Raw genomic sequence first — 25,678 nt, 5'->3', positions numbered from 1 at the left:
CCACTGATTCCCAACGACTGATTACTTAATTACTATCTTTACTGTAAACCAATATTAAGCCCATGCAGTTCGACCGTAAGCAAAAAAGCGATTCAGAGTTATTGGATATCTATAAGCGTTTACTTTTCCCACGTTTGGTAGAAGAAAAAATGCTGATTTTACTACGACAGGGTCGAATTGGCAAATGGTTTTCGGGAATTGGCCAAGAAGCTATTGCTGTTGGTAGTACATTAGCAATGCAAAGCGATGAATACATCTTACCAATGCATCGAAACCTCGGTGTTTTTACTACACGAGACATTCCACTTAAAAAGCTAATGGCACAATGGCAAGGCAAGTTAACAGGCTTCACCAAGGGCCGGGATAGGTCTTTTCATTTTGGTACGCAAGAATATAAAATCATCGGAATGATTTCCCATTTAGGTCCTCAAATGGCATTGGCCGATGGAATTGCATTAGCGGATATCATTGCCGAAAAACCAAAAGCAACCTTAGTTTTTACTGGAGAAGGCGCTACCAGTGAAGGCGATTTTCACGAAGCAATTAACGTTGCCTCAGTTTGGAATTTGCCAGTGATTTTCTTAATTGAAAACAATGGCTACGGCCTTTCTACTCCCATCAATGAGCAATTTAAATGTAAGCATTTAGTCGATAGAGCTATTGGTTATGGCATAGAAGGTGTTCAATTAGATGGCAACAACATCTTAGATGTTTACGATAAACTAAACGAGCTTATAGGAGATATTCGCAAAAATCCTAGACCAATATTAGTAGAATGTTTGACCTTTCGGATGCGTGGCCACGAGGAAGCTTCGGGCACCAAATATGTTCCTCAACAGTTATTTGACGAGTGGTCGCAAAAAGATCCAGTAAAAAACTTTGAAGATTATCTTTTAGATGAAGCTGTCTTAACCGAGCAGCTCATTTCCGAAATCAGGATTAGTTTCAAAAAACAGATTGACAGTGAAATTGAAGCAGCTTTTTTAGAACCAGAACCCCAAGCAAATGCCGAGCAAGAACTGAATGATATGTATTATCCTTATGATGTTGCTCCAATTGCTCCAACTGCTGCTGCTAGCGAAAAAAGATATTTAGATGCGATTACAGATGGCTTGAGGCTAGCCATGCAACGTCATCAGAACTTGGTACTGATGGGACAAGATATTGCCGAATATGGTGGTGCCTTTAAAATAACCGAGGGTTTTGTTGCGGAGTTTGGTAAGGATAGAATTCGTAATACACCTATTTGCGAATCGGCTATTGTTGGCGCTGGTTTAGGTCTTTCTATTAACGGCTACAAATCTGTAGTCGAAATGCAGTTTGCGGATTTTGTAAGTGTAGGCTTTAATCAAATTGTGAATAATTTAGCCAAAACACATTATCGTTGGGGCGAAAAAGCAGATGTGGTAGTACGAATGCCAACGGGAGCAGGAACTGGTGCAGGACCTTTTCACTCTCAAAGTAACGAGGCCTGGTTTACTAAAACTCCGGGGCTAAAAATAGTTTATCCCGCTTTTTCTTATGATGCTAAAGGTTTGTTGTTAGCTGCAATTGAAGACCCTAACCCTATAATTTATTTTGAACACAAATACCTGTATCGCAGCTTATCTGGCTTGGTGCCTGAAGGTTTCTATACGATCGAAATTGGCAAAGCAAATACCCTACAGCACGGTGAGCAAATTACAATCATCACCTATGGTTTAGGCGTACACTGGGCACTAAACTATCTAAAAATACATCCAGAAATTTCTGCTACCTTAGTAGATTTGGTGAGCTTACAGCCTTGGGATAAAGCAACGGTGAAAGCTGCAGTAAAAGCTACTGGAAGGGTTTTGTTATTACATGAGGATACGTTGACAGGAGGTTTTGGTTCTGAAATTTCTGCTTGGATCAACGAAAATTGCTTTGAATTTTTAGATGCTCCAGTAATGCGATGTGCTAGTTTAGACACGGCCATTCCAATGAATAAGGCTTTAGAAGATGATTTTTTAGCAAAGGCCAGATTGGAAGAAAGCATCAACAAGTTGTTAGCTTATTAAGCGTATTTTTTTGAATCAAATAATATTCTTTTTGGGAGAATGTAGGCCCGCCAAGCCCGCAACATTTGAATACAGAGAGCGCTAATCAAATGATGGGGCTTTAAAATTTAAGCGTGAGAGCGCCTACGAGCGTTTATTTAAATGACGGACCTTAATTGTTAGGGCAAAATTATTCATTTACAGTGTTTAACGAGAAAATGTGACTTTTTTTCCCATTTTCTCTATTAATGAAGTTGTATCTTTAGTTGATTTACTACAAAAACGCTTTTATGAATGTTGGTAAAATCTTAAGGAAGCTTCGAAAATTAAAGGGAGTTACACAGGAAAACATTGCTACTTTTTTAAATTTGGAACGAACCAGTTACGCCAAGTTAGAAAAAGACAAAACTATGTTACGACTTGATACGGCTAAACTGATTGCGGTTTTCTACGGCTTTGAGTTACACTATCTTATTCTGTGTATGGAGTACGACCAATACGTAAATAATGCCACTACCCTTAGGTTAATCAAAGCTCAAAAAGAGAAAGAAGCACTATTTGAAAAACAGGAAGCTCACTCGGCATGAACTTCGGCCAGTGGATTAAATAGGTAAATTTTCCCGTTATCTAAGCAAGCACAACGATAACGCTTTCTAATCCTCTCCCCTTTTTGAAATTTCCTTCCATCTTTTAAAGTGAATATAGCATTTAACGGTAATTGCTCTACGTGTACGGTTTCTTCCTGCTGATCGTATTTCTTTAATGCTCTGGCCAAATGTAAATCTGTACAGCTAGAGGCCGCAGGGTTATTTAAATAAGCAGTAATGCTTTGATTTACATCCGGAGGGAAAACTTCTAAATCGAAGAAAGGCTTCATCATCCGCTTGAAATTAATTTTCCATTCAGCACCATGAGGTTTCACCTTATTTTTATGGTCATTCCAAGTTAGCAGATGTGCAAATTCATGCACAGTAGTCACTAAAAAGGCATAAGGATTTAAGTCGTTATTAACCGAAATTTTGTGTCCTTTTTCCTTAAATGGATGTCGATAATCTCCAAGTTTAGTGCTCCTATTTTTCGAAATCTTAAACTCACACTGAAAGTAATCTATCCATTTAGCAATAATAGGAGCTGCCAATGGAGGCATATATTGTGCCAGTACTTCTTTCTTGTCCAATGAATGAATAAGTTTTAAATGATTGAATATCCTTTAAGCAATTCAACAATAATAAAGCAATATAGCAATTTACTTTAAAAACTGATAAGCAATTAACGCAGCAACATAGGCCATTACGGTCATGTATACCAATTGTATTACCGGCCATTTCCATGATTTGGTTTCCCTGTAAACAATAGCGACCGTACTCATACACTGCATCGCAAAAGCGTAAAATAGCATTAAGGAGAATGCAGCTGCAAAAGTAAATATAGGCAACCCCGTTTCTGGGTCTTTGGCAGCAGCAATCTTATCTCTCAATCGCAATTCTCCATTTTCATCATCTACACCTTCTACACTGTAAATAGTTGCCATGGTACCAACAAAAGCTTCACGAGCCGCAAACGAAGTGATTAATGCAATACCTATTTTCCAGTCGTAACCCAACGGCTTAATAACCGGCTCTATTGTTTTTCCGATAATACCAGCATAAGAGTTTTCTAACTTCTCTGCCGACCTGTCTCGCTCCAAAGAAGCCAGCTGAACTGTATCAGTAGAGGTAGCTTCTATTGTGTCATATTTCTTATCAATGGCTTCGAAACGAGAGCTTGGGCCATAAGTAGACATTACCCATAAAATGATGGAAATGGCGATAATCACCTTACCAGCTTCAATAACGAAGGTCTTAGATTTCTCGTACATCGTGTATAATACGTTTTTCCAACGCGGCATACGATACACAGGCAGTTCCATGATAAAATATGAACGCTCTTTTGCTTTAATGATGAACTTGAAAACCAAGGCTACCAACACAGCGGCAATAATACTGATCAAATACATCGCCATCAAAGTTAAACCTTGAAGACTGAAGAAGCCCAAAACTTTTTCATCTGGTACAACCAAAGAAATTAACAAAGTGTACACAGGAAGCCTTGCCGAACAACTTACCAAAGGCGTTACCATAATAGTGATGATACGATCTTTCCAGCTTTCAATATTTCTGGCACTCATGATAGAAGGCACCGCACAAGCAATACCGCCAATCATTGGCACTACAGATTTACCACTTAAGCCAAACTTACGCATGATTTTATCCATCATGAAAGTAACACGTGCCATGTAGCCCGTATCTTCCAAAATGGAAATCAGTGCAAATAGAATAGCAATCTGCGGAATAAAAATCACAATTCCTCCCAAACCAGCAACCACACCGTCTAACAATAAATCGGTAAGTACGCCAGCTGGCAAATATTCATGTCCCCATTCGGTTAATGTTGCAAACGAACCTTCAATCAAATCCATTGGCATAGAAGACCAAGAGAAAATTGCATTGAAAATGAAAAATAAAATGAAGATAAAGATGATAAAACCCCAGACTTTGTGGGTTAGTATCGAATCTAATTTATCTGTTAATGTAAATTTCTTTTCAGCTCCCGTATCTGTAACTACATCGGTTAAAACCTTGCTCAAATGCTTATATCTAGCAACAGTTTCCTCACCTTGCAGCTTTACGGTATCAAATCCATTTCCTATTTCTATGGCTTCAATTTCTTCTTGCTCTTTTTCGGAAAAGAATGCCAAATGCTCATGCTGGTGCAAAACTTGCAAAGCATAGTAATCATTATCTGTACCTATTTTTTGTTTAACGGCATCAACAGCCGTTGGAGCTAAATCTTTAGCAGAAATACTGGTAGTTTGGGTCGCAATAGTGGTAGTCTGGGCAATGGCTTGTTTCAATTCGCTTAATCCCTCGCCTTTTCTAGCAGAGATATTTACCACTTGTACACCTAAACGTTCTGCTAATTTATTTGTATCGATATTGATGCCTTCTTTCTTAGCCATATCGGCCATGTTAAGCACCAATAGCATCGGAATACCTAAATCGGCAACTTGTGAGAACAACAATAAATTACGACGTAAATTGGTAGAATCTGCTACCAACACAATCATATCTGGATGACTGGCATTGCTTTCATCGGCCAAAACCTGAAAAACAATACTTTCATCTTTACTTTTTGGGTAAAGACTGTAAGTTCCCGGAAGGTCGATAATTTCGGCAGTTTTACCTGTTGGCAATTTGCTATAACCTGTTTTCTTATCTACGGTAATCCCTGGAAAGTTCCCGATTTTTTGATTTAATCCGGTTAGGAGGTTAAACAGGGTAGATTTTCCGGTATTCGGATTCCCAACTAATGCTACTTTTAAATCAGCCAAAATACTATTGAATTATAATTACCGCCGCTTCGGTTTTACGTAAACAAAGTTGATATCCAGCTACACGAATAGCGATTGGATCTCCAAGCGGCGCACATCTTTCTACTTCTACCACTTCGCCAGGAAGACAACCCATCTCCATTAATTTCACCGCCATTTCTGGATCAGTAAATGAAACGATTGTGCCTTTTTGACCAGGATTTAATTCAGAAAGTGTCATACAAAAATCTTTTATTTAAGGGTTAAAAACAACGATTTGCATGCCCCTTAAAACGATTGCAAGTTAGGCCTTATTTATATTAAATACAAATAAGATAGTGTAACAAAAAGGTAAAAGGATAATTCGAAAAGATAGCCAGAAGCTTATTTTTAAGCAATAAAAATTAGAGATATATGAGTTCAGGCAAATATTTAGGCATAAAAAAGGAACCAATCGGTTCCTTTTTTATTTCTACTGATTAAACTCTTACATTCTTCCTGGACCGCCCATTCTAAAATTGCCTGGGCCTCTTCCTTGTTGCTGCTGCGGGCTCATACCTGCAATAGTACTTAATGAGTAAGTGAACGAGAACATAAAGTAACGTTTCAACACGTTGAAGTTTTTATCTACGATCTCGTTAGCTGTCGCCGTACGTAAAACACCAGTATTTTCATTAAACAAGTCGTTTACAGACAATTTGAATGTACCCTTATTTTTAAAGAACTGACGGCTTATGTAAGCGTTTACTTGTGTATAGTCTGCGTTAGCTGTTCCTCTGCCTGTTAGGCTGTTGTAAGTAACATCTGTTTGCAAACGGATATTTCCTGGAAACATGTAACTAATATCAATATTTGGTGATATCGTATAGAAGTTAGTTTCTTGGCCAACTGTATATGTTCCATGATCCCATCTTCCAGAAACACCAGCGATTAAATCTAGTTTATCCATGTTAGAAACCAATTTATAACCATTTCTCACACCAAAGTTCTTTGTTACATTTTCTATACCTGCAGTAATGTTAGTGCCTTTACTTACGTTCACACCCCCATCAATTTGAAGATTTAGTTTATTGCCTTTAATAATTGGCAACCCTAAATTACCAAACAGGTTAGCGTTGTAATTCCCTTTCACATTAATAAAACCATTTTCAATCTTACCAAAATCGTCTGATGCTGCGTCTGTGATTACTCGTTGTGTGTTTCCAAAATCGTTGAAAGTTTGGGTAATGAATGCGCCTAAGAATAAAGTACGGTAACTCGCAAAATCAAAATTATTATAGAAAATCCTCAAATTATTAGAGAAAGACGGCTTCAAATCTGGATTACCCAATGGAATACTCCTAGTATTTGTATTATCTCTTACTGGTTGAATTTGATCTATACTCGGCTGATTTGTTCTACCATCGTAACGAATATTTAAACGTTTGGTGTTACTAAAGTTATACCTAAACTGTGCAGAGGGAGTAATGTTTACAAACTCTTGTTTCAACAGCTTGCCAGTAGTAAGATTATCGTTTTTACGATTGGTAAGTTGTCCCGCTACACCTACATTCCAATTATATTTCTTCTCATTTTTGTTGAAACTAAAGCCTACTGAATTAGTTAACGTTGTGTTTTCAAATTCGTTACTATAATCTAAATCAACAACATCATATTGCTGTGTTAGGGTATTGAAATCATAAACAAAACGCTTCCTATTATCTTTTGCATAACCATTTTGATAGTTCAACTCCAAGCTCAAAGTTTTAGAAAGAGGCTCTGTGTAAACCAGCCTTGCTGTATTACTAAATGAATTTACGTTATTATCATTTAGCTGATCTAAATCTTCAGTAGTAACACCTGTAGGCCTAGTTAGAGTCCATGGGTTTCTATTGAAGTTATTGGCATCACTATCATTAATATTTGTATTAACATTTAAAGATAAAGTACGCCCTCTACGTAAAAACTTTCTTCTAAGCAATAAGTTATTACTAATTGAAGGAGCCGTAGAACCTGTAATAGAACGCTGATATCCTACTTCCTTTCCAGCTACAGTGTTTTGCTCATATTCTTTTAAACTGTTTGCAGAATTATCAGTGTATGAAATATTCGGTTGAATTCTAATTGATGTTGCAGAATCCAACTTTGTATCAATCATGAAGTTTAAGCGATGATTTAAGCGCTTGGTAGTACTTTCAGTATTATCAAAACTGCTCGCAACATCATTACCAATAAAGCTTTGTGAATTTGTAGTACCTGTATTAAACAACGAGGTCTTGTTAAAGAAATAACTTCCGTTAAACTGCATGCCATCATCAAAAGTATCTGCAAAATCAATACCGGCAGCACCAGTGGTGGTGATACCTTGTTGCTGTTGTCCGCCACCAGCACCACCAAACATCTGACCACGACCACCGCCACCGCCGCCAACTCCGCCACCAAAGTTTTGCTTGTTAACGTTATTAAACTGCCCTAAAAGTGAAATCCTTTGGGAACCATCAAAACGATTTACATTGATATTTACATCATGACGTTCATCAGTACCATAGCCAAAGGTACTATTTCCCACATAGCCTTTATTTTTTACTCCATTCTTTGTTACGATATTCAAAATCTTCTCACGGTTGCCATCATCAACTCCCGAGAATTTTGATTGCTCAGACATGTCGTCGATGATCTGGATTTTATCTACCATATCAGCTGGCAAATTTCTGGTAGCCAACAAAGGGTCGTTACCCATAAAATCTTTGCCATCTACCCTCACTCTTTTGATGGTTTCGCCTTGTGTGGTTACTGTACCATCTTTAGAAACTTCTACACCAGGTACTTTTTTCAAAAGATCTTCAACTACCGAGTTTTCTTTAACTTTCAAAGTAGCTGCGTTGATTTCCAAGGTATCTTTTTTAACAACTACTGGCGGAGTTTCACCTTTAATCTCCACCCCTTTAAGCGTTACTCCAGTATCCTCCATTAAAAGTTCACCAAAGTTAATGCTAGGCTTAGCGGCAGTTAATTCGAAATCTTTGTTAACAGTTTTCAAACCTAAGTAAACTACATATAGCCTGTATTTACCTACTGGAATATTGTTAACAGAGAAAGCGCCACTTGCATTGCTCGAAGTAGCACCGGCTACGCTCGAGTCTGCAGTTAATTTTTTAATAGCAATAGAAGCGTAATCTATAGGTTGTTTATCTTTTTGACTCAATACTTTTCCGCTTACAGTTCCCTGCGCTTGCACAAAAGCAACATTGGCTATGCAAAACATGGCCAACAATAAAATTCTTTGTAAATGTTTGTTCATTCGATGTTTTAAAATATTTTTTTGAATTAACTATCAGACTTCAAAAAGCTATAAAGGTTTGTTAGATACGAGCAAAAGCGTGGTAACATTTTAAATACAACTAACTTTGTCGTTACAAAGCTTTATTGATTAAAAGTTAATTTTGAGATTGAAAACGTGATTATCTGCTCTTATAGCTAGAATAAGAGACTTTGGGGCATTTGCAGCTAGGTTTAAATATGCTACAAGATTGCAGCATAAAAAGAAGAAAAAAAATCAATATTAAATTAAACCTTAGTTTCATTGTAGTTTGATAAGTGTAAAAGGATATAACTAAATACTGCCATTAAACATCCAATCATGTCGCAAGCGAAATCCCACCACTCTGCAGAACGATAGGTAAACACCTTCCATTGCAAAAGTTCTATACCTCCGCCAACAACTACCGAAATCATGATGACCTTAAAGATCGTAAGAGAGCGAAAACTATAATTGTGTTGATATTTGATTTTTCCGTAAAAAAGTAAAATAGTAAGTACGTAGAAAAAACCTAAATGAGCAAGTTTATCAAAGCCATTAAAGAAAAATCCAGCACTACTTTCGCTAGCACTGGATAAATCTATATTGCAAAGCACTAAAGTAATTATCGTCCATAATATGGCCCAACCTTGGTATTTTAGTGCTTTGAACTGGGCCATATTATGCGCCTATTAAAGCTTTGTAATCGTCTGCACTTAATAGCGCATCTACGTCTGCAGCGTTAGCTAAAGTAACTTTAACCATCCATCCTTCTCCATAAGGATCAGAGTTTACCAATTCTGGGTTATCGTTTAAAGCCGAATTAAATTCGCTTACAGTACCTGCAACGGGCATGAAAAGATCTGAAACTGTTTTTACCGCTTCTACAGTACCAAACACTTCTTCAGCAGCAACTTCAGAACCTACAGTGTTGATGTCGATATAAACAATATCTCCTAGTTCTCTTTGTGCAAAATCAGTAATACCGATAGTGGCCTCATTACCTGATACCGATACCCATTCGTGATCTTTTGTGTACTTCAATTCTGATGGAAAATTCATTTTTATATAATTAAGTTTTTTTGTTGTTGATGAATTGCAAAGTCAAAGTTAATGATTTTTGTTGGGGCGGAAAATTTTGTACGGGCGAATTATTTTTCGCCCGTATTAAAATTAGTTTAACGTTGCTCTTAAGCTGAATCCGAAGTTACTGAACGACGTATTAAATGACTGCGACGTATATGGTTTAGTGATATTTGAATCGTAGAACAAACGCACATTAAAGCGTTGGTTAAGCACATAATCTACACTAGGTCGCAAAGTGATGTTTTTAGCGCCAGAAGAAACCTCTGCTTCAGTAATGTCTGCTCTGTAGATTACCGTTTTATTATCTCTAACCGATACATCTAACTTAAAGTCCATATTATTATCCATTTTCATTTGCTTAAACAAACCAAAAGGGAACCTGAATTTTGTAGTTCGATAACCCAAACCAAACACCACATTGTTTTCAGAAAGGTGAGCCAGTTGACTATTGGCTAAACTTAAACCAAGCAATCTCGTCTTATTGATTTCGAAGTTAAGCGTCATGTTATTTTTCAAGCGAGTATCTACACCAATCAATGGTGCAAACTGCTCGGCGATACTCACTTGACCAAATTGATACAATGGCAAGAAATTCCCGTTTACATCTTTACTATACGCAGCACCATTTCTTTCTTCATATTTCAACAAACTGTTAAATCCGTTAATGCTATAAGTAGAACGATAACCATGTCTAACACTCAATTCTGAAAAACGATCAGCAATAAAAGGATATTTGGTTAATCCAGAATAGGTTAAACGCCAGTTTGGCAAAGGTATTTTAGGCATACTGTTTAGGCTCGATGAATTAGCATCTTTACCAGTATAAGCTGCAAGGAATGCCAATACTGCAACATCTTGTGAGCTTTTATCATACCCTGCAGCATAACCACCAACAACTCCACCAGAGTTAGGATTTAATGCTCCCAAACGACGAGAAATTACCGCTCTATTGCTCATAAACTCAGTAAAAACGCTTGATAAAGTGCTACCGCTTTTGTCTCTAAACGCTGTACCAAAAGTGATGGTAGAAATACTGTAATCTCCTGTTGTGTTAGGGCTTAAATTAGTAAATCCTCCAGTAGGTGTATCGTACTTAAAGTTTGTAGAGTAATTTAACGTACGGTTTTTATTAGCAGTTAAGGTTACCTTCAAATCCTTAATTGGCTCTATCGTACTGGTTAGCTGGAAGTCTTCTCTAAGTGTATTTACATACAACTGCATCTGTTCTTCGTCTACAGTAATCCAGCCGTTATTAACTGCCATTAACCTAATATCTCGTTGACTACCGAACACGAAACCAAGACCTGGCGCACCTGTAAGTCCATCTATACCAAAAAACTTGGTTTTAGGCAAATACCCTGGCAAGAAAGTACCTTTAGTTTGTGTAAACGCTACATTGATATTCTTGATACTCGTTAACAAACCAACTGCGAAATTAGAAAATTTAAAAGTAGTATCTCTATTATTAAGTTTTCTTCTTACAAATCCAAACTTGTTGTACAACGAGGCCATGTTTAAGGTAGGATTTATCTGAACTGTTTTAGAGTTTTGGATGGTATTTCCTAGATCAATTTCTGAGCTTTGTAAGGTTGCCAACGGCTCTGTTTGCCAAGTAAAGGTAGTACCGTAAGTAGTGGCTAAGGTTACCCAATCCATTCCAGGTATTTTACCGATTGGCCAATTATACCTCACATTAAGACTGTGGTTATAATCAGTTGTACGTCCCAAGCTTTTCAAGTTATTCCATAAAATCTCTCTTTTGATTCCTTCTATTTTCCCTTCAGGTTCGTCAATAATAGAGTAGTTGGTAGCATCAAAATCTAAGCTTAACGACTTGGTCAAATCCCATGCAATGCCATAAACTCTGGTTACCTGAAAATTCTTATTGAATGTAGTATTAATTGGAATCGCATTCTGAGGGTCATTATTCCTCAATGTATTCTCCGCATAAAAACGATCAAAGTCTATTCTAAAGTTGATGGAATTAGGTAACAAAGAAAAATTGAAATCTTTCAATAGCTTCAAAGTATTCGACTTAATTATCTTTTCAAATGGCTGATAGCTTTTCGAATTATAGCTATAATTATAAGCTAAGGAAGCTTTGTAAGTATTTTGTATAGTTACCTCGTTAATAAAATCGCGGTGCGATAACTTACTTTGCGCATAAGAAACATTAAAGTTTTCAATATCCCAAAGCCTCACTTTTGCATCTTCTTTTACGCGGTCTTTACGCACATTTGTAAAAGCTAAGCTACTACGAGTGGTATAATCTTGCGCAAAATTAAGGATAGAGTCTCTTTGTGCTTTTGTAGAATTATCCAAAGCTTTTGACAGCTCGATATCTGGAGTACGTGGGTCAAATTGAGGTGTAGCAACTTGCTTAGAGTAACTTACAAACATTGGAATTTTAACACCACTTTTTTGAGGTAAAAACTTACCTAGTTCCATGTTCGAAGAAATATCGAAAGCCACATTATCAGCTCTGCTACGTTCACTTACTTTACTATCAATAGATCCAAAACCTATGGTTGATTTGGTTCCTGAAACATTTACATCTGCAAAATCAGCCAATTTCATGCTCACCCTTCCAGTTGCTGCCCAACCTCCACGTTCGTCAAACTCAGTTAGACGTAACTCGTTAAACCATGCTTGTGCAGATTTTTCGGCACCATCATCATTTGCTGGCGAGCCTAATGCGCCTTTTAATGGATTTTTTAAACCCAACATGTAAACCCTAACCTTACTCATATCAGGCTGACCTTTTACAATGATGGTGTTTACGCCATCGCTATATCTAAAAGGTTCATTAATAGGCCATGGCCCAGCACCTCTACGGGCATTGTTACGGGCAATTTTTGCTTTTTGGAACAACTCTAGTTCTATCACCATCTTGTTCTCTTCTGGCCAAATTGCATAAGGGTCGCTTGTACCCACGTTGGTTACTCTTAGAGGTTGGTTATATTCGTAATAGTTATCGTTATTATCTGTTCCAATCCTTAAAAAGGCATTTAGTTCATTATTCTCTAAAGGAAGATTTTCTAATGCCTCTAAATGGACATACATTTCTAACTTTTTATATGACCTAAAATCGTTAATGGCAGTTTTAAAGGCCGCCCTTCCATAACCATCTTTTAAGCCTTTAACAATTAAGGAAAGCGATTGCTCATTTTGGCGGGTATCTCCTCTATAATTACTAAAATCACGTTCTCTTTCAATACCTGGAGGTACTACGTAAGGAATAGGAACTCTCCTACCATTTTCTTCAATATTTACAGTTCCCAATTCCAACACCGAATTATCCGCCGGCGGCGCCAATCCTAAATCAAGGTCGGCGATAACTTTGTTGCTCTCGTTTTTAGCATTATATTGTCTCCACTCGCCTCTTACAAACTGTATTTTTGCGAACCTCAATACCGTAGTATCTGCAAAGTCCGTCATAAACATTCTTACAAAACGAATAGATTTAAAATCTTGGATGCCTCCTCTAGGCGATCCATCGTGTTGAGCTAAAGGAACCCTGATTTGATACCAAGTAGCATTTTGCGTTTGTCCATTGGCTAACTTAACCGCCGAAACCACCTTATCCGTTACAAAACCACGTCCCACTTCTAAATCTCCAGGACGCATAGATATTTTGTACTGAAAATACTCATCAGACTGGGTCATGTTATTATCACGGTTAATGTCTTCTCCGTCTGGCAAAGAAGTAGAGGCAGAATTTTCTAATCCCAGCTCTTGTTGAGATTGTTGCGAAGTTTTTGAATTGCCCTCCAATCCGTTAAAATTCATGTAACGCTTCAAGATACCGGCATTAGCCTGATCCAAATCACTACCTCTAAAATACGAGTAATCATCTGATGCAGGGTCATTGTCAAAAGCTGCTGCTGCACTCGGATTTAGTATTGCCTTAATTTGAGCTATATTGGGTGCAAAAAATTGATAAGTGCGCTCATCGGCACTAGAAAGTCCATCTAAACCAACATCTTGCGTTCTCCTTGCATTTGGGTCATTATCGAAAGACTGAATTACAGGCTGCAATCTAGCCACTCTCCCCCAAGTCTTTTCTTCATATTTTGATGGATCACCATTACCAGGCATTCCATTTTCAATAGATTTACGACCATCCTTTAAAATATCTTCTGAGATATTTCCAATATTAAAGTATAAATCCCCACCTTGTGAGCCTGGCTTGTACATGAAAGGATCTAACAACCACATCTCAATGTACTCGATATTTTGAGCTTCAAAATCATTCACATCTACCCTGCGCATTAAACCACCCCATCTACTTCTTGGATTTTGTAGCGTTCCATCTGGGTTGAAGCCAGTAGGTGTAAAATTGTACGGACCTCTTAACGTTGGGTAATAAGCCAAGTCTAACGTTTGTAAGGTGATTGCCTGTCCTGTACTAATTTGCTTAAATGGAAACACTTCTGTCTCCAAAACCTCTCTCACATAGTGATTAGAAAGTTCATTTTTATTATTAGTCAAATTACTTGGCAACTGTCCCTGTCCACCTCTACCGTAAAAAATAGGGTCAATATTATAAAAAGCTACTTTAGCACGGTTGTAACCATAAGCTAAGTCATCACTAAACTGATATTCTGGAAACATTTGTGGTGTTCCAGAAATTTGCCAAGCAATAGCACTTTTCAAATCTATTACAGAACGTGAAGCCTCAAAATCATCGATATAACTAGAGCCACCTCTACTACCTCCCATATTTAATGCCGAAGGATGACCTGGAATTAACTGCGCAAACTCACCATAAAAGGTAATATTAGATTTTTCCTTAGTGGATATAAATGGCAACTTATCCACCATCTTAGTTAAAAATCTAGACGAAGAAGTATAGTTCACATCCATTCCCCAAATAGAGTTGGATATTGGCTCTTCTCCGAAATTAACTTTCGGTGTAATTGGACGTTCGGTGAGGTTCATAAACGTACCTCCGATATTTAATTTATTGTTTACCCGATAATCTCCACGAACACCAAATAAAGAGCGCTGCTGCAGACCAAAGAGTTCATTGTTTTCAGTAGAAATACGGATAGACTGTCCAGAACTTAGTAATGCGGTATTCAAAATCTTCACACGCCCACTCATGTAATCAACCGTATAGTCATTTCCTTCCATTAAAGGAATGCTTCCCATAAATACTTTTACCGAACCTTCTGGTACGTTGATTGCATTTAAGCTAAACTCTGAGGATATCTCTGACTGATAATGACCTTTGATGATATACCTATCTTTACCAGGAAATAACTGTTGCGCATCAACTTTTGTGTCGCTATATAATTGAGGGTAAGTATATTTATCGATTAAGTTTGTTTCACCTGGTTGAAATTGAGCCGCTAAATCTTTACCAAATGGCTCTATTACTGGAAAAATAATACGTCCATTTTGTGGATCTATAGTAATATAGCCACTAACGGTATTGGTTAAAGATGTTGCCGAAGTACCCGTTCCAAAAGTTGGGTTGTTTGTGGTACCGATGTTGCTTTGTGAAGAAGCAAATGGACTACTTTGTGCCTCAAAATCAAAAACTCCATCTGGTTTTGGTTCTTTTTGAGGATTTAAACGGTCCAAGCCCAATGCTTGAAGCCAAATTCTATTGAGTGTATTAGCTCCTTCGGTTATTACCGCACGCTCTACACCTGCAGTTTCATCGACTCTAAGTACATCTAATCTAAAATTTTGATTACTGATTTGATACCCACCTATGTTATAGATGTTCTTCATCATCAAATTCCAAATTGGCAAATTAGGCTTAGTCGTTTCATTTTTTAACAACTTAGCAAATAATACATTAGGCGCAGCTTGATTAAAAGGCACATCAGTTGAAAACTCTCCCACCTGATACTCTGTACCTTTCTCAGTATAACGATAAGCTACTGCCAATAATTCATCTGTGTTTAGCTGTATATTTAAAGAGACATAACCCAACTGCGGATGTAGGGTAAATTCCCTATCGGTGAGTTTACGAGCATAAGTAATTTTAGCATAGTTATCTGTAGCGCCTGAGCTCGCAAAGAAATTTGCTAAAGCCGGATCAGTAGATAATCTAGCATTAGCTGGTATTTTACTTAATAAATCGTTAGACCAGCTAGGAAAATTTGGATTATCAAATGCCGAAGGTAAACTGTCTACTGGTCTGGTACGCACAAAATTACTATTGTAAGGTGCGTATTCCCCTAAATCCATAAAACCTACCACATCTCTAGAATCCGTGGTATTTCCTGTCTTATTAGTTACCCAAACCTCTATCTTCGTGATATTTACACCAGAACGAATTACTGGTGCTGTTCGTTGGGCTTTATTATACTGGTCTCTAAAGTATTGCGCTAAGAAATAATGCTTGTTGGCTTCGTACTCGCTACCACTAACACGGTAGTCGCTCTGCTGCGCACCATTGCTTATTTCTATTTGTTTAGATTGAGATTTTTGCTGCGTGAAAACAGTAGTTAAACCTAATTTACCGAACTGCAGTTGTGTTTTAATACCGAATAAAGCCTGCGTACCCGTAATTAAAGAAGTATTTAATGGCAAACTTACGTTACCCGCTTCAATCTTTCTAATGATATCATCTGGTCCGCCAGTGTAGTCTAATTTAATCTGGTTTTCAAAATCGAACTGCGCTTCGGTATTGTAGTTCATTTTGATTTTCATCTTGGTACCGATGTTACCTACCACATCCATTTGGATACGTTGCGTGAAATCGAAATTACTCTGAACTCTTTGACGTTCGTTAAAAAGCGGATTTTCGTTTTTGTTAATACGTCCCAAGAAGGTAAGCTCTGCCTCTCCGCTTGGTTGAATATCAATGGTAGTTCCACCAAAAATCTTTTCAAAAACACGGCTATTGATTTTTACCTCCGGAATAATTCCAGTTTTACGGATATCATCTATCTCTTGATTAGAGAATAAACGCCAGTTTTCACGCTTAATATCACTATTAACCAAGCGCAGATATTGCTCTACCGTTAGGTATTGCGGAGGCGTATAAAGTTTGTCACCAATACGTTCTGTAATGATGTAACGGTTGTTGTTGGCGTCGTACTCTACTTCCCGTTTAATATTTTCGGGAAGTTTAAAAAATGGATTGCTATAGTTACGTAAGCCCATCCATTGTTTTTCTTTTAGGTTAAATGTGTTTTTTGCAGAGTCTATTCTAGATCCTGCACTATTTACCTGTGAGAACGATTTTTGGCCCACGCATAGGCCTACCAATAAAACAAAATAGGTAAGTTTGTTTGTCAATCTGGTTTATTTATAAATTCTTCAAAGCTTGTTTGATCATTTGCTCGACAGTTAACTCACTATCAGCTCTTTTAATCACATTTTCTAATGCTTTATCTGCCACTTGTTTACCAAAGCCAAGCATGATCAAAGCTGATAACGCTTCATCTTTAATTGTATTGTGGATCGGCATAGAAATTAATGACTCTATACCCTCCTTTTTCAATTTATCTTGTAGCTCTAGCACAATACGTTGTGCAGATTTGGCACCTATTCCTTTTATTTTTTGTATCAATGCCACATCGGCATTAACAATAGCTTGTTGTATTTCTGCTGGAGTGATAGACGAGAGCATCATTCTGCAGGTGGTTGGGCCAATGCCCGAAACTGAAATTAAATGAAGAAACAACTTTCGTTCGCCTTCATCTGCAAAACCATATAACGTGTGTGCATCTTCTTTTACATGCAACCAAGTATAAATTTTACATCGCTCTGCGCTACCTAGGGCAGCGTAAGTGTTTAAAGATATATTGATGTGATAACCAACACCGCCTGCTTCGACAACAATAAAGGTTGGACATTTAAACGTGAGCTTACCATCAATATATGCGTACATAGTTCTAAGTTAAAATTAAAAAGCTAAAGGTAGTAAACAATTAGCTTTTTAACTTTCTTAGACTCAGAAATTCAACACGTAAAAGTGTTAAACTATTTCTTTTTGAATAAACCTTTCTTTTTTGGTTCAGCTTCTTCTTCTTTTGCTTGTACATCAAGCACTGCAATGGTCACCATGTTCACAATCTCTCTTACCGAGCTACCCAATTGTACAATGTGAACTGGCTTTTTAAGTCCTAACAAAATTGGACCTACTGCTTCTGCACCACCAAGCTCTTGTAAAAGTTTGTAAGCAATGTTTCCAGACTCTAGATTAGGAAAAACCAACGTATTTGCCGGTGCATCTGCTAACCTACTGAAAGGGAAATTATCTTGTAACATCGCATTGTTAATCGCAAAGTTTCCTTGCATCTCTCCATCAACAATAACTTCAGGATATTTTTCGTGAAGAATTTTAACCGCTTTTCTAGTTTTTTCTGGAACCACACCGTCGTTAGAACCAAAATTAGAGTAAGAAAGCATAGCAATACGAGGTGTAATGTTGAATCTTCTTACCGATTTCTCCAATAGCAAGGTCAAATCCACCAATTCTTCTGCAGTTGGGTCAACATTTACTGTGGTATCACCAAAGAAAACTGGACCTTTTTCGGTCATCATCATGTACATACCAGCCACACGTTTCACACCTTCTTCTGTACCAATTACCTGTAAAGCAGGCTTAATCGTAGTGGCGTAGTTTTTAGTCAAACCAGAAATCATGGCATCAGCTTCGCCAAACTCTACCATCGAAGAACCGAAGTAGTTCCTGTCACGCATCATTTTCGCCGCTTCAGCTAATGAAGTAACGCCTCTTCTTTGTCTTTTTTCGTATAACGACTTTGCATACTTCTGAGTTCTTTCTGGCTCTAATGCAGGGTCGATAATTTGAACACCTTCTAATTCTAGTGCACTTTCTTCAATAATTGCTTGGATTTTCTCTTTGTTACCCAATAAAATTGGAATAGCGATATTGTCATCCTTAACAATTTGGGCAGCTTTTAAGATCTTATAGTTATCCGCCTCTGCGAAAACCACACGCTTAGGATCTGATTTTGCCTTGTTGGTGATGGCACGCATAATCGCATCATCTGTACCCAAACGTTTTCTTAATTCTTCTGCATAAGCATCCCAGTCGGTAATAACTTTACGAGCCACACCACTTTCAATTGCCGCTTTTGCCACCGCCATAGAAACGTTGGTCATCAAACGGAAATCCATTGGTTTTGGAATGATATAATCTTTACCGAATTTGATATTTTTAGCATTATAAGCCATGTTTACCGCTTCCGGAACAGGCTTTTTAGTCAGCTCTGCAATAGCACGAACCGCAGCAATTTTCATCTCTTCGTTAATTGCCGTAGCTCTTACGTCTAAAGCTCCTCTAAAAATGTAAGGGAAACCCAACACATTGTTCACCTGGTTAGGATAATCAGAACGTCCAGTTGCCATAATGATATCCTTACGAGAATTGATAGCTAAATCGTAAGCAATTTCTGGGTTAGGGTTAGCCATTGCCATTACGATAGGGTTTTTCGCCATCGATTTTAGCATATCTACCGAAACGCAATCTGCAGATGAAAGACCGATGAAAACATCAGACTCTTTCATTGCTTCTTCTAAGGTATGTAAGTCGCGAGTGGTAGCAAATTCTGCCTTAATTGGATCTAATTTTTCACGGTCAGCACGAATTACACCGCTTCTGTCACACATCACGATGTTCTCTTTCTTAGCACCAATAGCTTCGTAAAGTCTCGAACATGAAATAGCCGCAGCACCCGCTCCATTTACAACAATCTTGATTTTATCTAGTTTCTTTTTCTGTAGCTCACAAGCATTAATTAATGCTGCCGCAGAGATAATTGCCGTACCATGTTGGTCATCATGCATTACCGGAATGTTCATTTCTTCTTTAAGTCTACGCTCAATTTCGAAACATTCTGGGGCTTTGATATCTTCTAAGTTTACACCACCAAAAGTTGGCTCCAATGCTTTTACGATTTTCACAAAATCGTCTACATTTTTAGTGTCTAACTCAAGGTCAAAAACATCGATATCAGCAAAAATCTTAAATAAAAGGCCTTTACCTTCCATTACCGGTTTACCAGCTTCTGCGCCAATATCCCCTAATCCTAAAACTGCAGTACCGTTACTAATTACGGCTACCAAGTTTCCTTTCGCGGTGTATTTATATACGTCTTCTTTGTTCTCTGCAATTTTTAAACAAGGCTCTGCCACACCTGGTGAGTAAGCCAACGTTAAATCTCTTTGCGAAGAGTATGGTTTAGTTGGTATTACTTGGATTTTCCCAGGTCTTCCCTGCGAGTGATAATCTAAAGCATCTTGTTTTCTGTTAATCTTGCTCATCTTTTAATGAATTTATAGCCGTCAAAGTTACAATCTTTTTTGAGGATACAGCTTGTTTTTTGTGAATCAACGCTGAAGGGTAACCAATTGTAGCGGCATTTAAAATAGTCTCTGTAAATAAGCGAAAGGACCGATAAATTTAATGCGATTGTCTAATTTTAAGAAAAGCTAATGCTAGCTACTATTTATGGGAAGCCCCTCTTTCGGCTGTAGTCCTCGCTCGCTGAAGCTCGCTGTGGGCTGCCGCCTCAATAGGGTTTAGAGAGCTAAAGCATTCCCACATGCACGTCATTTCGACGAGGTACGAGGAGAAATCTAACATGCTACTATAAATTTTCTTCGCCGCTACCACACTCACGTGGCGTGTACTGATAAATTAGTCTAACAAATAGAATAAGCGCATGCATTATTTCGAAACTTTTACTACTCGTCCTATGGCATAGGTCTTGTCGTATCGGCATTGATTTATTGAAAAAACAAGATGTATTTTGTCCTTTTCTGCAAATCTCTGACTATGCACCCCAATACGAGCTACATTATCCTGCTTATTAATTTCAAATTCCAATGCTTTTCCATTCAACTCTAATTTGGTTACTTTCAAGTTATCGTCTCCAAGGTTTTTTATCGTTATTGCTTCGCTCGTATTTACAAGTGATTTTGAAAAGAAAAGTTCAAAATTATTTCCATCGCATGTTAATTTATCATTCAGCGAGTTATTTAGCATATAAAGTCTTGGGGTGTCACAAGATAATAAGCAAATTACCAATTTAATTGCAAATATTTTCTTGGATATGATAATGGCTCTCATAACATCATTGAGCTTACATCACTTTCAACACCATTCCCTCAGTAATTTTAGCAGACTTTAAACCGTTAGCGGCTTTTAAACTTGCTACGGTAATGCCGTCAAATTTTTCAGCGATGCTAGATAAAGTATCGCCTTGCTTTACTTTGTAATTTGCAAAGCTAACTTTAGCTTTCGGTGTAAACTTAGCGACAACAGTGTCTCTATATACCTTCAACCTTTGTCCAGGAACGATAGTAGAAACTTTGAGTTCATTCCAAACTTTTAAATCTTGCACTTCTACTCCGTATTTATTGGCAATAGCATTTAGGCTTTGACCAGGCAAAACCTTATGCAATAAAATTTTTGAAGCAGCTTGTTTTTTTGGCAGCATCTTTTTCCTTAAATCCCTTACATCATCGGTAGACGCCAAGAAAATCTGCTTATCCATTTCTACATCATTATTTAAAACCTCAAAAAGTGGTTCGTAAAACTGCAATTCTGGTTTGGGAATAACGATGCGTTTGGGTAGCAAATCTGTTCCATTCACTATCTTTTTCTTATAACTAGGGTTTAATGCTAATAAAGTTTCTTCTTTATGATTTATCGCAAGTGCAACATCATTTAAAGCCACAAAATTTTTAACCAAAACTGTGTCCGTTTTAAAAGCAAAGTTGTTTGGTTTGATAGTAATTTGATGGTTTTTGGCATACTTCATCACGTAAACCGCAGCAATAAATGCAGGTACATAATTACTGGTCTCTTTAGGCAAAAACTTTCTGATTTCCCAAAAATCACGAGAACCAGCTTTATCAATTGCCCTATTTACATTTCCTTTGCCACAATTGTAAGCCGCAATGGCCAACAACCAGTCGCCAAGCTCTTCATAAGCATCTCTAAAATATGCCGCCGCCGCATAGCTTGCTTGTATAGGGTCTTTGCGTTCATCAACAAAGTTATCCATATTTAAACCGTAGGCTTTTGCGGTGCCAAACATAAACTGCCAGATACCCGTAGCGCCAACCCTAGAAACCGCATGTGGATTTAAAGAAGATTCTACAATCGCTAAGTACTTAATTTCGGTGGGAATGTTATAGCTCTTTAGCGCTTTCTCGAAAATTGGGAAGTAATACGAAGATAGCCCCAGCATATCGCCATACATACTTTTACGTTTAGTATAAATATCAATATAGCTTTGTACGTATTCGTTATAATCTAATGGAACGGTTTGTTTGATGGAATCTAACCGTAATTTATACAACAAACTTTGCCCGAAAAGCAAGGGCTGTTCTATTACGGGCATTGCAACAGTATCTGAGGGTAGAGCGGTGGTTAACCTTTTTAAAATGGTATCGCTTTGTATTACTTTAACAGGAATTTGAGCTTGAGCGCTTAAAATAACTACAAAACTCAAAATAGTAAGTATCAATTTTCTCATAAGCCGTTTTTTAACCACACAGAAACATAGATAACTTACCTAAACTTGTATTTTCTATGTGTCTATGTGTTATTATTTTTATGCGATGAATTCGCCTTCTCTAAAAAACTATGTGATAACGAGAGCAAAGCTTGCTCATTAAAATGCTTGGTCATTAACTGGATACTTAACGGCAAACCTGCTTTATTATTACCCAAAGGCAATGCAACCGCCGGAATTCCTGCTAAGGATGCCAATACCGTGTAAATATCTGCCATATACATCACCAAAGGATCTTGTACATTTTCGCCAATTTTAAACGCCGGCGTAGGCGCAACTGGACTAACCAGCACATCGTGAGATTGCAATAGCACCTCAATTTTTTCTCTAATTAAACGACGTACTTTTTGAGCCTTTTGATAATACGCATCGTAATATCCAGCACTTAAAACAAAAGCACCTAGCATGATACGACGCTTAACTTCTTCTCCAAAACCTTCTGCCCTTGAGCTTTTGTATAATTGGTTTAAGCTTTGTGCCTGCGTATTACGATAACCGTAATGTACACCATCGTAACGCGATAAATTAGAAGAAGCTTCTGCTGTAGTTAGAATATAGTAAGTAGGCACCAAGTATGCCAACAAATCGAAAGACACATAACTAACCTCGTGTCCATCTTCTTTAAATTTTTCGATAGCTGCAAGAATCGCTTCTTTGGTTTCTACATCCAATGCATCGCTTTCTATCGTTTCTTTTAAAACGGCAATTTTCTTTTTTGCTGTGGAAGATAATACTTCTGAATATTTAGGAACTGGCAACGAAGAAACGGTACTGTCGTTTTCATCAGCACCTGCTAAAACTTCTAACAACAAAGCGGCATCAGAAACTGATGAAGTAAGTGTTCCTACTTGGTCGAATGAAGAGGCATAAGCAATGACACCGTAACGAGAAATGCGTCCGTAAGTTGGTTTAAAACCAATATTACCACAAAAAGCAGCTGGTTGACGAACAGAACCACCGGTATCGGTACCAAGTGCAGCCAAACACATATCGGCCTGTACTGCAACTGCCGAACCGCCAGAAGAGCCACCAGCAACACGCTCTTCATCGGCAGCGTTTTTAACTGTTCCGAAGTACGAAGTCTCATTGGAACCGCCCATTGCAAACTCATCGCAATTTAAACGACCAATAATAATGGCATCTTCCGTTAACAACCTTTTAACTACAGTTGAAGAATACGGAGAAACAAAATTCTCTAGCATTTTAGAAGAAGCACTAACCACATGGCCTTCGTAGCAGATGTTATCTTTAATACCGATAACCATACCCGCTAATTTACCTGCCGAACCTTTTTCAAGTTTAGCTTGTATTTCTTCAGCTTGTTTCTTCGCAGAATTAAAAAACACCTCATTGAATGCATTGAGGTGTTGATGCTTTTCTATTTGGTCGAAATAGTATGCAATAAGTTCTTTTAAAGTTAGCTGCTTTTGCGCAAGTTCTCCCTGTATCTCTGTTAAAGAGCTGTATTTCTTCAAAATCTTAAAAAAAGCGTTTATAAATGCGGATTATTGAGGTTTGTTGGTGTGATCAGTAGTAGTTGAGTCAACTCCATCCTTACCATCTTTAAATTCCTTCATCCCTTTACCTAAACCACGCATTAATTCTGGAATTTTTTTACCTCCAAAAAGCAATAAAATTGCTACAATGATTAAGATGATTTCGGTTGTGCCTAGCGCAGCTAGCATTGGTGTTTGTAACATGACTGTTGTTTTATGTATTCAATTTCTTAAACAGAACTTTTAGGTTCCTTTTCTTCTTCTTTAGTATCTACGGGCTGTGCTTCGTTTTGGTTTTCCGCAGCAGCAGTAGGTTCATCGTGAATAGAGTGCGAGTTGTCTACTTCTGGTTCACGATACTTGCGATTTTCATCAGCCTTTCTGTCTTCTTCATCTGTATCAAAAGAATTGATATTGCGATGAATTTCTCTCTTTACACCTTCAGAAGCATCTTTAAACTCTCTTATGCCTTTGCCCAATCCCTTTGCTAATTCTGGTAATTTTTTACCTCCAAATAACAAAAGTATCGCAATTACGATGAGAATCATCTCGCTCCCTCCAATGTTCAAGAACTCTAATAATGGCGTATTGTACATTTTAAACTCGTTTTATACAAATATAGCTTTTATTTAAGCAAAATTGCGGTTAACGTGCTAACCAGCTTTCAGGATTTTGCGCTACAGCACCTCTGTGTATCTGAAAACCTAATTCTGGAACCCCGTCTGAAGTTCCCGCAGCTCCAATAGTCTGTTTAGTTGTAACTTTATCTCCCTTACTTACACTTACACTCTGCAAACCTTCGTAAACTGTAAAATATTCTCCGTGAATAATCATTACATAGTAACGTCCATATTGCTGGAAAACAGTACTCACCGTACCATTAAAAACAGCTCTAACAGCAGCACCTTCACTCGTTTGAAAAACTACACCGTTACGCATTGCTGTTGCTTGGTCTACCTTATAAGCACCAAACCTACCAGTAATATAACCTGTTGCCACCGGCGAAGGCAAACTGCCTCTGTTAGCTTCAAAAGCATCAGAGAGCTTGGCTGCTTCTGGAGTAGACCTTAAAGCTTCGTTAGCTGATTTAGGCTTGGTAGTGGCGGTGGTGGTTGGCGTAGGCTTATTTTCTGCTTTAGCTTTTGCGGCTGCAATTCTTTCTCTCTCTCTCGCCTCTTCTTCTGCTTTTTTACGAGCAGCAGCTATTTCTCTAGCAATGGCAGCCTGAATTTGTCTATCTACGGCAGCCTGTTGCTGTCTTTTTTTCTTAATATCTTGCTGAAATTGCTTTTCTTGCTTACTTAGCTTATTTAATACGACTGTTTGCTCGCTCCTGTTTTTATCAAGCTTAGTTTTCTCGTTCTGTTCTTCTTTTAATAGCGTACTTTTGCTTTTCAAGTTCTTATCAAGAACCACAATCTGATTGCTCAACTGTTTCTCAGTACCCTGAATATAAGCCGCTTGCTTTTTACGGTATTGACCAAATTGCTGTAAATATTTGATACGTTTATAAGCTTGGTTAAAGTCGTTCGCAGCAAAAATGAACATCATTTTATCATACGAATTTCTGTTACGTTGCGCAAAGCGAATCATCCCAGCATACTCCTTTTTCAAATCAGCTAAACGACCTTTAAGGTTTTGAACCTTGTTGGTATTTTCATGAATCTGATGGTCGAGATTTTTCATCTCCGAGTTGATGGTAGAAATTTTATCTTGCCTTAATCTAATTTGCGCTTTTATGGCATTGATTTGTCCTAGCGTTAGCTTTTTACCGCTGGCCGCTTTATTCAAATTTTTCTGAGCCAGCTCTATCTCTCTTTGTAAAGCTTCTTTTTTACGTTTTAATTCTTTACTCGATTGCGCAAAAGCATTGGCGCAAAGGCACAATGCAACAATTAAAAGTAGGGCTTTATTTAACTTCATTAACCAAAAGT

At 37.7% G+C, this 25,678-nt stretch carries 17 protein-coding genes; 2 read left to right on the top strand and 15 right to left on the bottom strand.

Annotation, left to right across the window (positions count from 1 at the left end):
* Positions 1–62 precede the first annotated feature (62 nt).
* Complete coding sequence (locus CRO54_RS20075; RefSeq protein ID WP_097133900.1) at positions 63–2,039, top strand: alpha-ketoacid dehydrogenase subunit alpha/beta; 1,977 nt, start codon at positions 63–65, stop codon at positions 2,037–2,039.
* Between the two features lie 269 nt (positions 2,040–2,308).
* The gene (locus CRO54_RS20070; RefSeq protein ID WP_097133899.1) at positions 2,309–2,605 is read left to right on the top strand and encodes a helix-turn-helix domain-containing protein; all 297 of its coding nucleotides are present in this window, start codon (positions 2,309–2,311) and stop codon (positions 2,603–2,605) included.
* On the opposite strand, the gene CRO54_RS20065 is transcribed toward CRO54_RS20070, so the two are convergent.
* From CRO54_RS20065 to CRO54_RS19995, 15 genes are all read right to left on the bottom strand, one after another.
* The gene (locus tag CRO54_RS20065) at positions 2,593–3,195 is read right to left on the bottom strand and encodes a SprT-like domain-containing protein (protein WP_240775178.1); all 603 of its coding nucleotides are present in this window, start codon (positions 3,193–3,195) and stop codon (positions 2,593–2,595) included. The two genes, CRO54_RS20070 and CRO54_RS20065, sit on opposite strands and share 13 nt — an antisense overlap.
* Positions 3,196–3,264: 69 nt before the next feature.
* Positions 3,265–5,391, bottom strand: a complete 2,127-nt coding sequence (gene feoB / locus CRO54_RS20060; RefSeq protein WP_097133898.1) for a ferrous iron transport protein B — start codon at positions 5,389–5,391, stop codon at positions 3,265–3,267.
* A 1-nt stretch (position 5,392) separates the two neighbouring features.
* Complete coding sequence (locus tag CRO54_RS20055; RefSeq protein ID WP_097133897.1) at positions 5,393–5,608, bottom strand: FeoA family protein; 216 nt, start codon at positions 5,606–5,608, stop codon at positions 5,393–5,395.
* A gap of 246 nt (positions 5,609–5,854) precedes the next feature.
* Positions 5,855–8,647, bottom strand: a complete 2,793-nt coding sequence (locus tag CRO54_RS20050) for an outer membrane beta-barrel family protein (RefSeq protein WP_097133896.1) — start codon at positions 8,645–8,647, stop codon at positions 5,855–5,857.
* A gap of 266 nt (positions 8,648–8,913) precedes the next feature.
* Positions 8,914–9,324: a VanZ family protein gene (locus CRO54_RS20045; RefSeq protein WP_097133895.1), complete on the bottom strand. Its 411-nt coding sequence runs from the start codon at positions 9,322–9,324 to the stop codon at positions 8,914–8,916.
* A 1-nt stretch (position 9,325) separates the two neighbouring features.
* A complete protein-coding gene (gene gcvH / locus CRO54_RS20040) occupies positions 9,326–9,706 on the bottom strand; it encodes a glycine cleavage system protein GcvH (RefSeq protein ID WP_097133894.1) in 381 nt (126 codons plus the stop codon).
* 111 nt (positions 9,707–9,817) lie between these two features.
* On the bottom strand, positions 9,818–16,990 hold the full coding sequence (gene sov, locus CRO54_RS20035; RefSeq protein ID WP_097133893.1) for a T9SS outer membrane translocon Sov/SprA: 7,173 nt from the start codon (positions 16,988–16,990) through the stop codon (positions 9,818–9,820).
* Positions 16,991–17,000: 10 nt separating this feature from the next.
* On the bottom strand, positions 17,001–17,585 hold the full coding sequence (gene ruvA / locus CRO54_RS20030) for a Holliday junction branch migration protein RuvA (RefSeq protein WP_097133892.1): 585 nt from the start codon (positions 17,583–17,585) through the stop codon (positions 17,001–17,003).
* Positions 17,586–17,677: 92 nt separating this feature from the next.
* Complete coding sequence (locus CRO54_RS20025) at positions 17,678–19,987, bottom strand: NADP-dependent malic enzyme (RefSeq protein WP_097133891.1); 2,310 nt, start codon at positions 19,985–19,987, stop codon at positions 17,678–17,680.
* Between the two features lie 406 nt (positions 19,988–20,393).
* The gene (locus CRO54_RS20020) at positions 20,394–20,795 is read right to left on the bottom strand and encodes a hypothetical protein (RefSeq protein WP_138765876.1); all 402 of its coding nucleotides are present in this window, start codon (positions 20,793–20,795) and stop codon (positions 20,394–20,396) included.
* A 13-nt stretch (positions 20,796–20,808) separates the two neighbouring features.
* Complete coding sequence (locus tag CRO54_RS20015) at positions 20,809–22,209, bottom strand: LysM peptidoglycan-binding domain-containing protein (RefSeq protein WP_097133889.1); 1,401 nt, start codon at positions 22,207–22,209, stop codon at positions 20,809–20,811.
* 62 nt (positions 22,210–22,271) lie between these two features.
* Positions 22,272–23,723, bottom strand: coding sequence for an Asp-tRNA(Asn)/Glu-tRNA(Gln) amidotransferase subunit GatA (gene gatA / locus CRO54_RS20010; protein WP_097133888.1), 1,452 nt, complete (start codon positions 23,721–23,723; stop codon positions 22,272–22,274).
* 30 nt (positions 23,724–23,753) lie between these two features.
* Positions 23,754–23,948, bottom strand: a complete 195-nt coding sequence (locus CRO54_RS20005) for a Sec-independent protein translocase subunit TatA/TatB (RefSeq protein WP_097133887.1) — start codon at positions 23,946–23,948, stop codon at positions 23,754–23,756.
* Between the two features lie 26 nt (positions 23,949–23,974).
* Positions 23,975–24,340 (bottom strand): Sec-independent protein translocase subunit TatA/TatB, encoded by a 366-nt coding sequence (locus CRO54_RS21640; RefSeq protein WP_097133886.1) that lies wholly within the window; start codon positions 24,338–24,340, stop codon positions 23,975–23,977.
* A gap of 49 nt (positions 24,341–24,389) precedes the next feature.
* The gene (locus tag CRO54_RS19995; RefSeq protein WP_097133885.1) at positions 24,390–25,667 is read right to left on the bottom strand and encodes a murein hydrolase activator EnvC family protein; all 1,278 of its coding nucleotides are present in this window, start codon (positions 25,665–25,667) and stop codon (positions 24,390–24,392) included.
* Between the last annotated feature and the right edge of the window lie 11 nt (positions 25,668–25,678).

The organism is Pedobacter xixiisoli (assembly GCF_900215335.1).
GTDB classification, from domain to species: Bacteria; Bacteroidota; Bacteroidia; order Sphingobacteriales; family Sphingobacteriaceae; genus Pedobacter; species Pedobacter xixiisoli.
The sequence above is the reverse complement of the archived record's forward strand: the minus strand, read 5'-3'. Positions and strand labels throughout refer to the sequence as shown.

Bases quoted from the DNA above. Each gene is read 5' to 3' on its own strand.
- CRO54_RS20075 (WP_097133900.1), top strand. From the start codon at position 63: ATGCAGTTCGACCGTAAGCAAAAAAGCGATTCAGAGTTATTGGATATC.
- CRO54_RS20070 (WP_097133899.1), top strand. From the start codon at position 2,309: ATGAATGTTGGTAAAATCTTAAGGAAGCTTCGAAAATTAAAGGGAGTT.
- CRO54_RS20055 (WP_097133897.1), bottom strand. From the start codon at position 5,608: ATGACACTTTCTGAATTAAATCCTGGTCAAAAAGGCACAATCGTTTCA.
- CRO54_RS20050 (WP_097133896.1), bottom strand. From the start codon at position 8,647: ATGAACAAACATTTACAAAGAATTTTATTGTTGGCCATGTTTTGCATA.
- CRO54_RS20045 (WP_097133895.1), bottom strand. From the start codon at position 9,324: ATGGCCCAGTTCAAAGCACTAAAATACCAAGGTTGGGCCATATTATGG.
- gcvH (WP_097133894.1), bottom strand. From the start codon at position 9,706: ATGAATTTTCCATCAGAATTGAAGTACACAAAAGATCACGAATGGGTA.
- ruvA (WP_097133892.1), bottom strand. From the start codon at position 17,585: ATGTACGCATATATTGATGGTAAGCTCACGTTTAAATGTCCAACCTTT.
- CRO54_RS20025 (WP_097133891.1), bottom strand. From the start codon at position 19,987: ATGAGCAAGATTAACAGAAAACAAGATGCTTTAGATTATCACTCGCAG.
- CRO54_RS20020 (WP_138765876.1), bottom strand. From the start codon at position 20,795: ATGAGAGCCATTATCATATCCAAGAAAATATTTGCAATTAAATTGGTA.
- CRO54_RS20015 (WP_097133889.1), bottom strand. From the start codon at position 22,209: ATGAGAAAATTGATACTTACTATTTTGAGTTTTGTAGTTATTTTAAGC.
- CRO54_RS20005 (WP_097133887.1), bottom strand. From the start codon at position 23,948: ATGTTACAAACACCAATGCTAGCTGCGCTAGGCACAACCGAAATCATC.
- CRO54_RS21640 (WP_097133886.1), bottom strand. From the start codon at position 24,340: ATGTACAATACGCCATTATTAGAGTTCTTGAACATTGGAGGGAGCGAG.
- CRO54_RS19995 (WP_097133885.1), bottom strand. From the start codon at position 25,667: ATGAAGTTAAATAAAGCCCTACTTTTAATTGTTGCATTGTGCCTTTGC.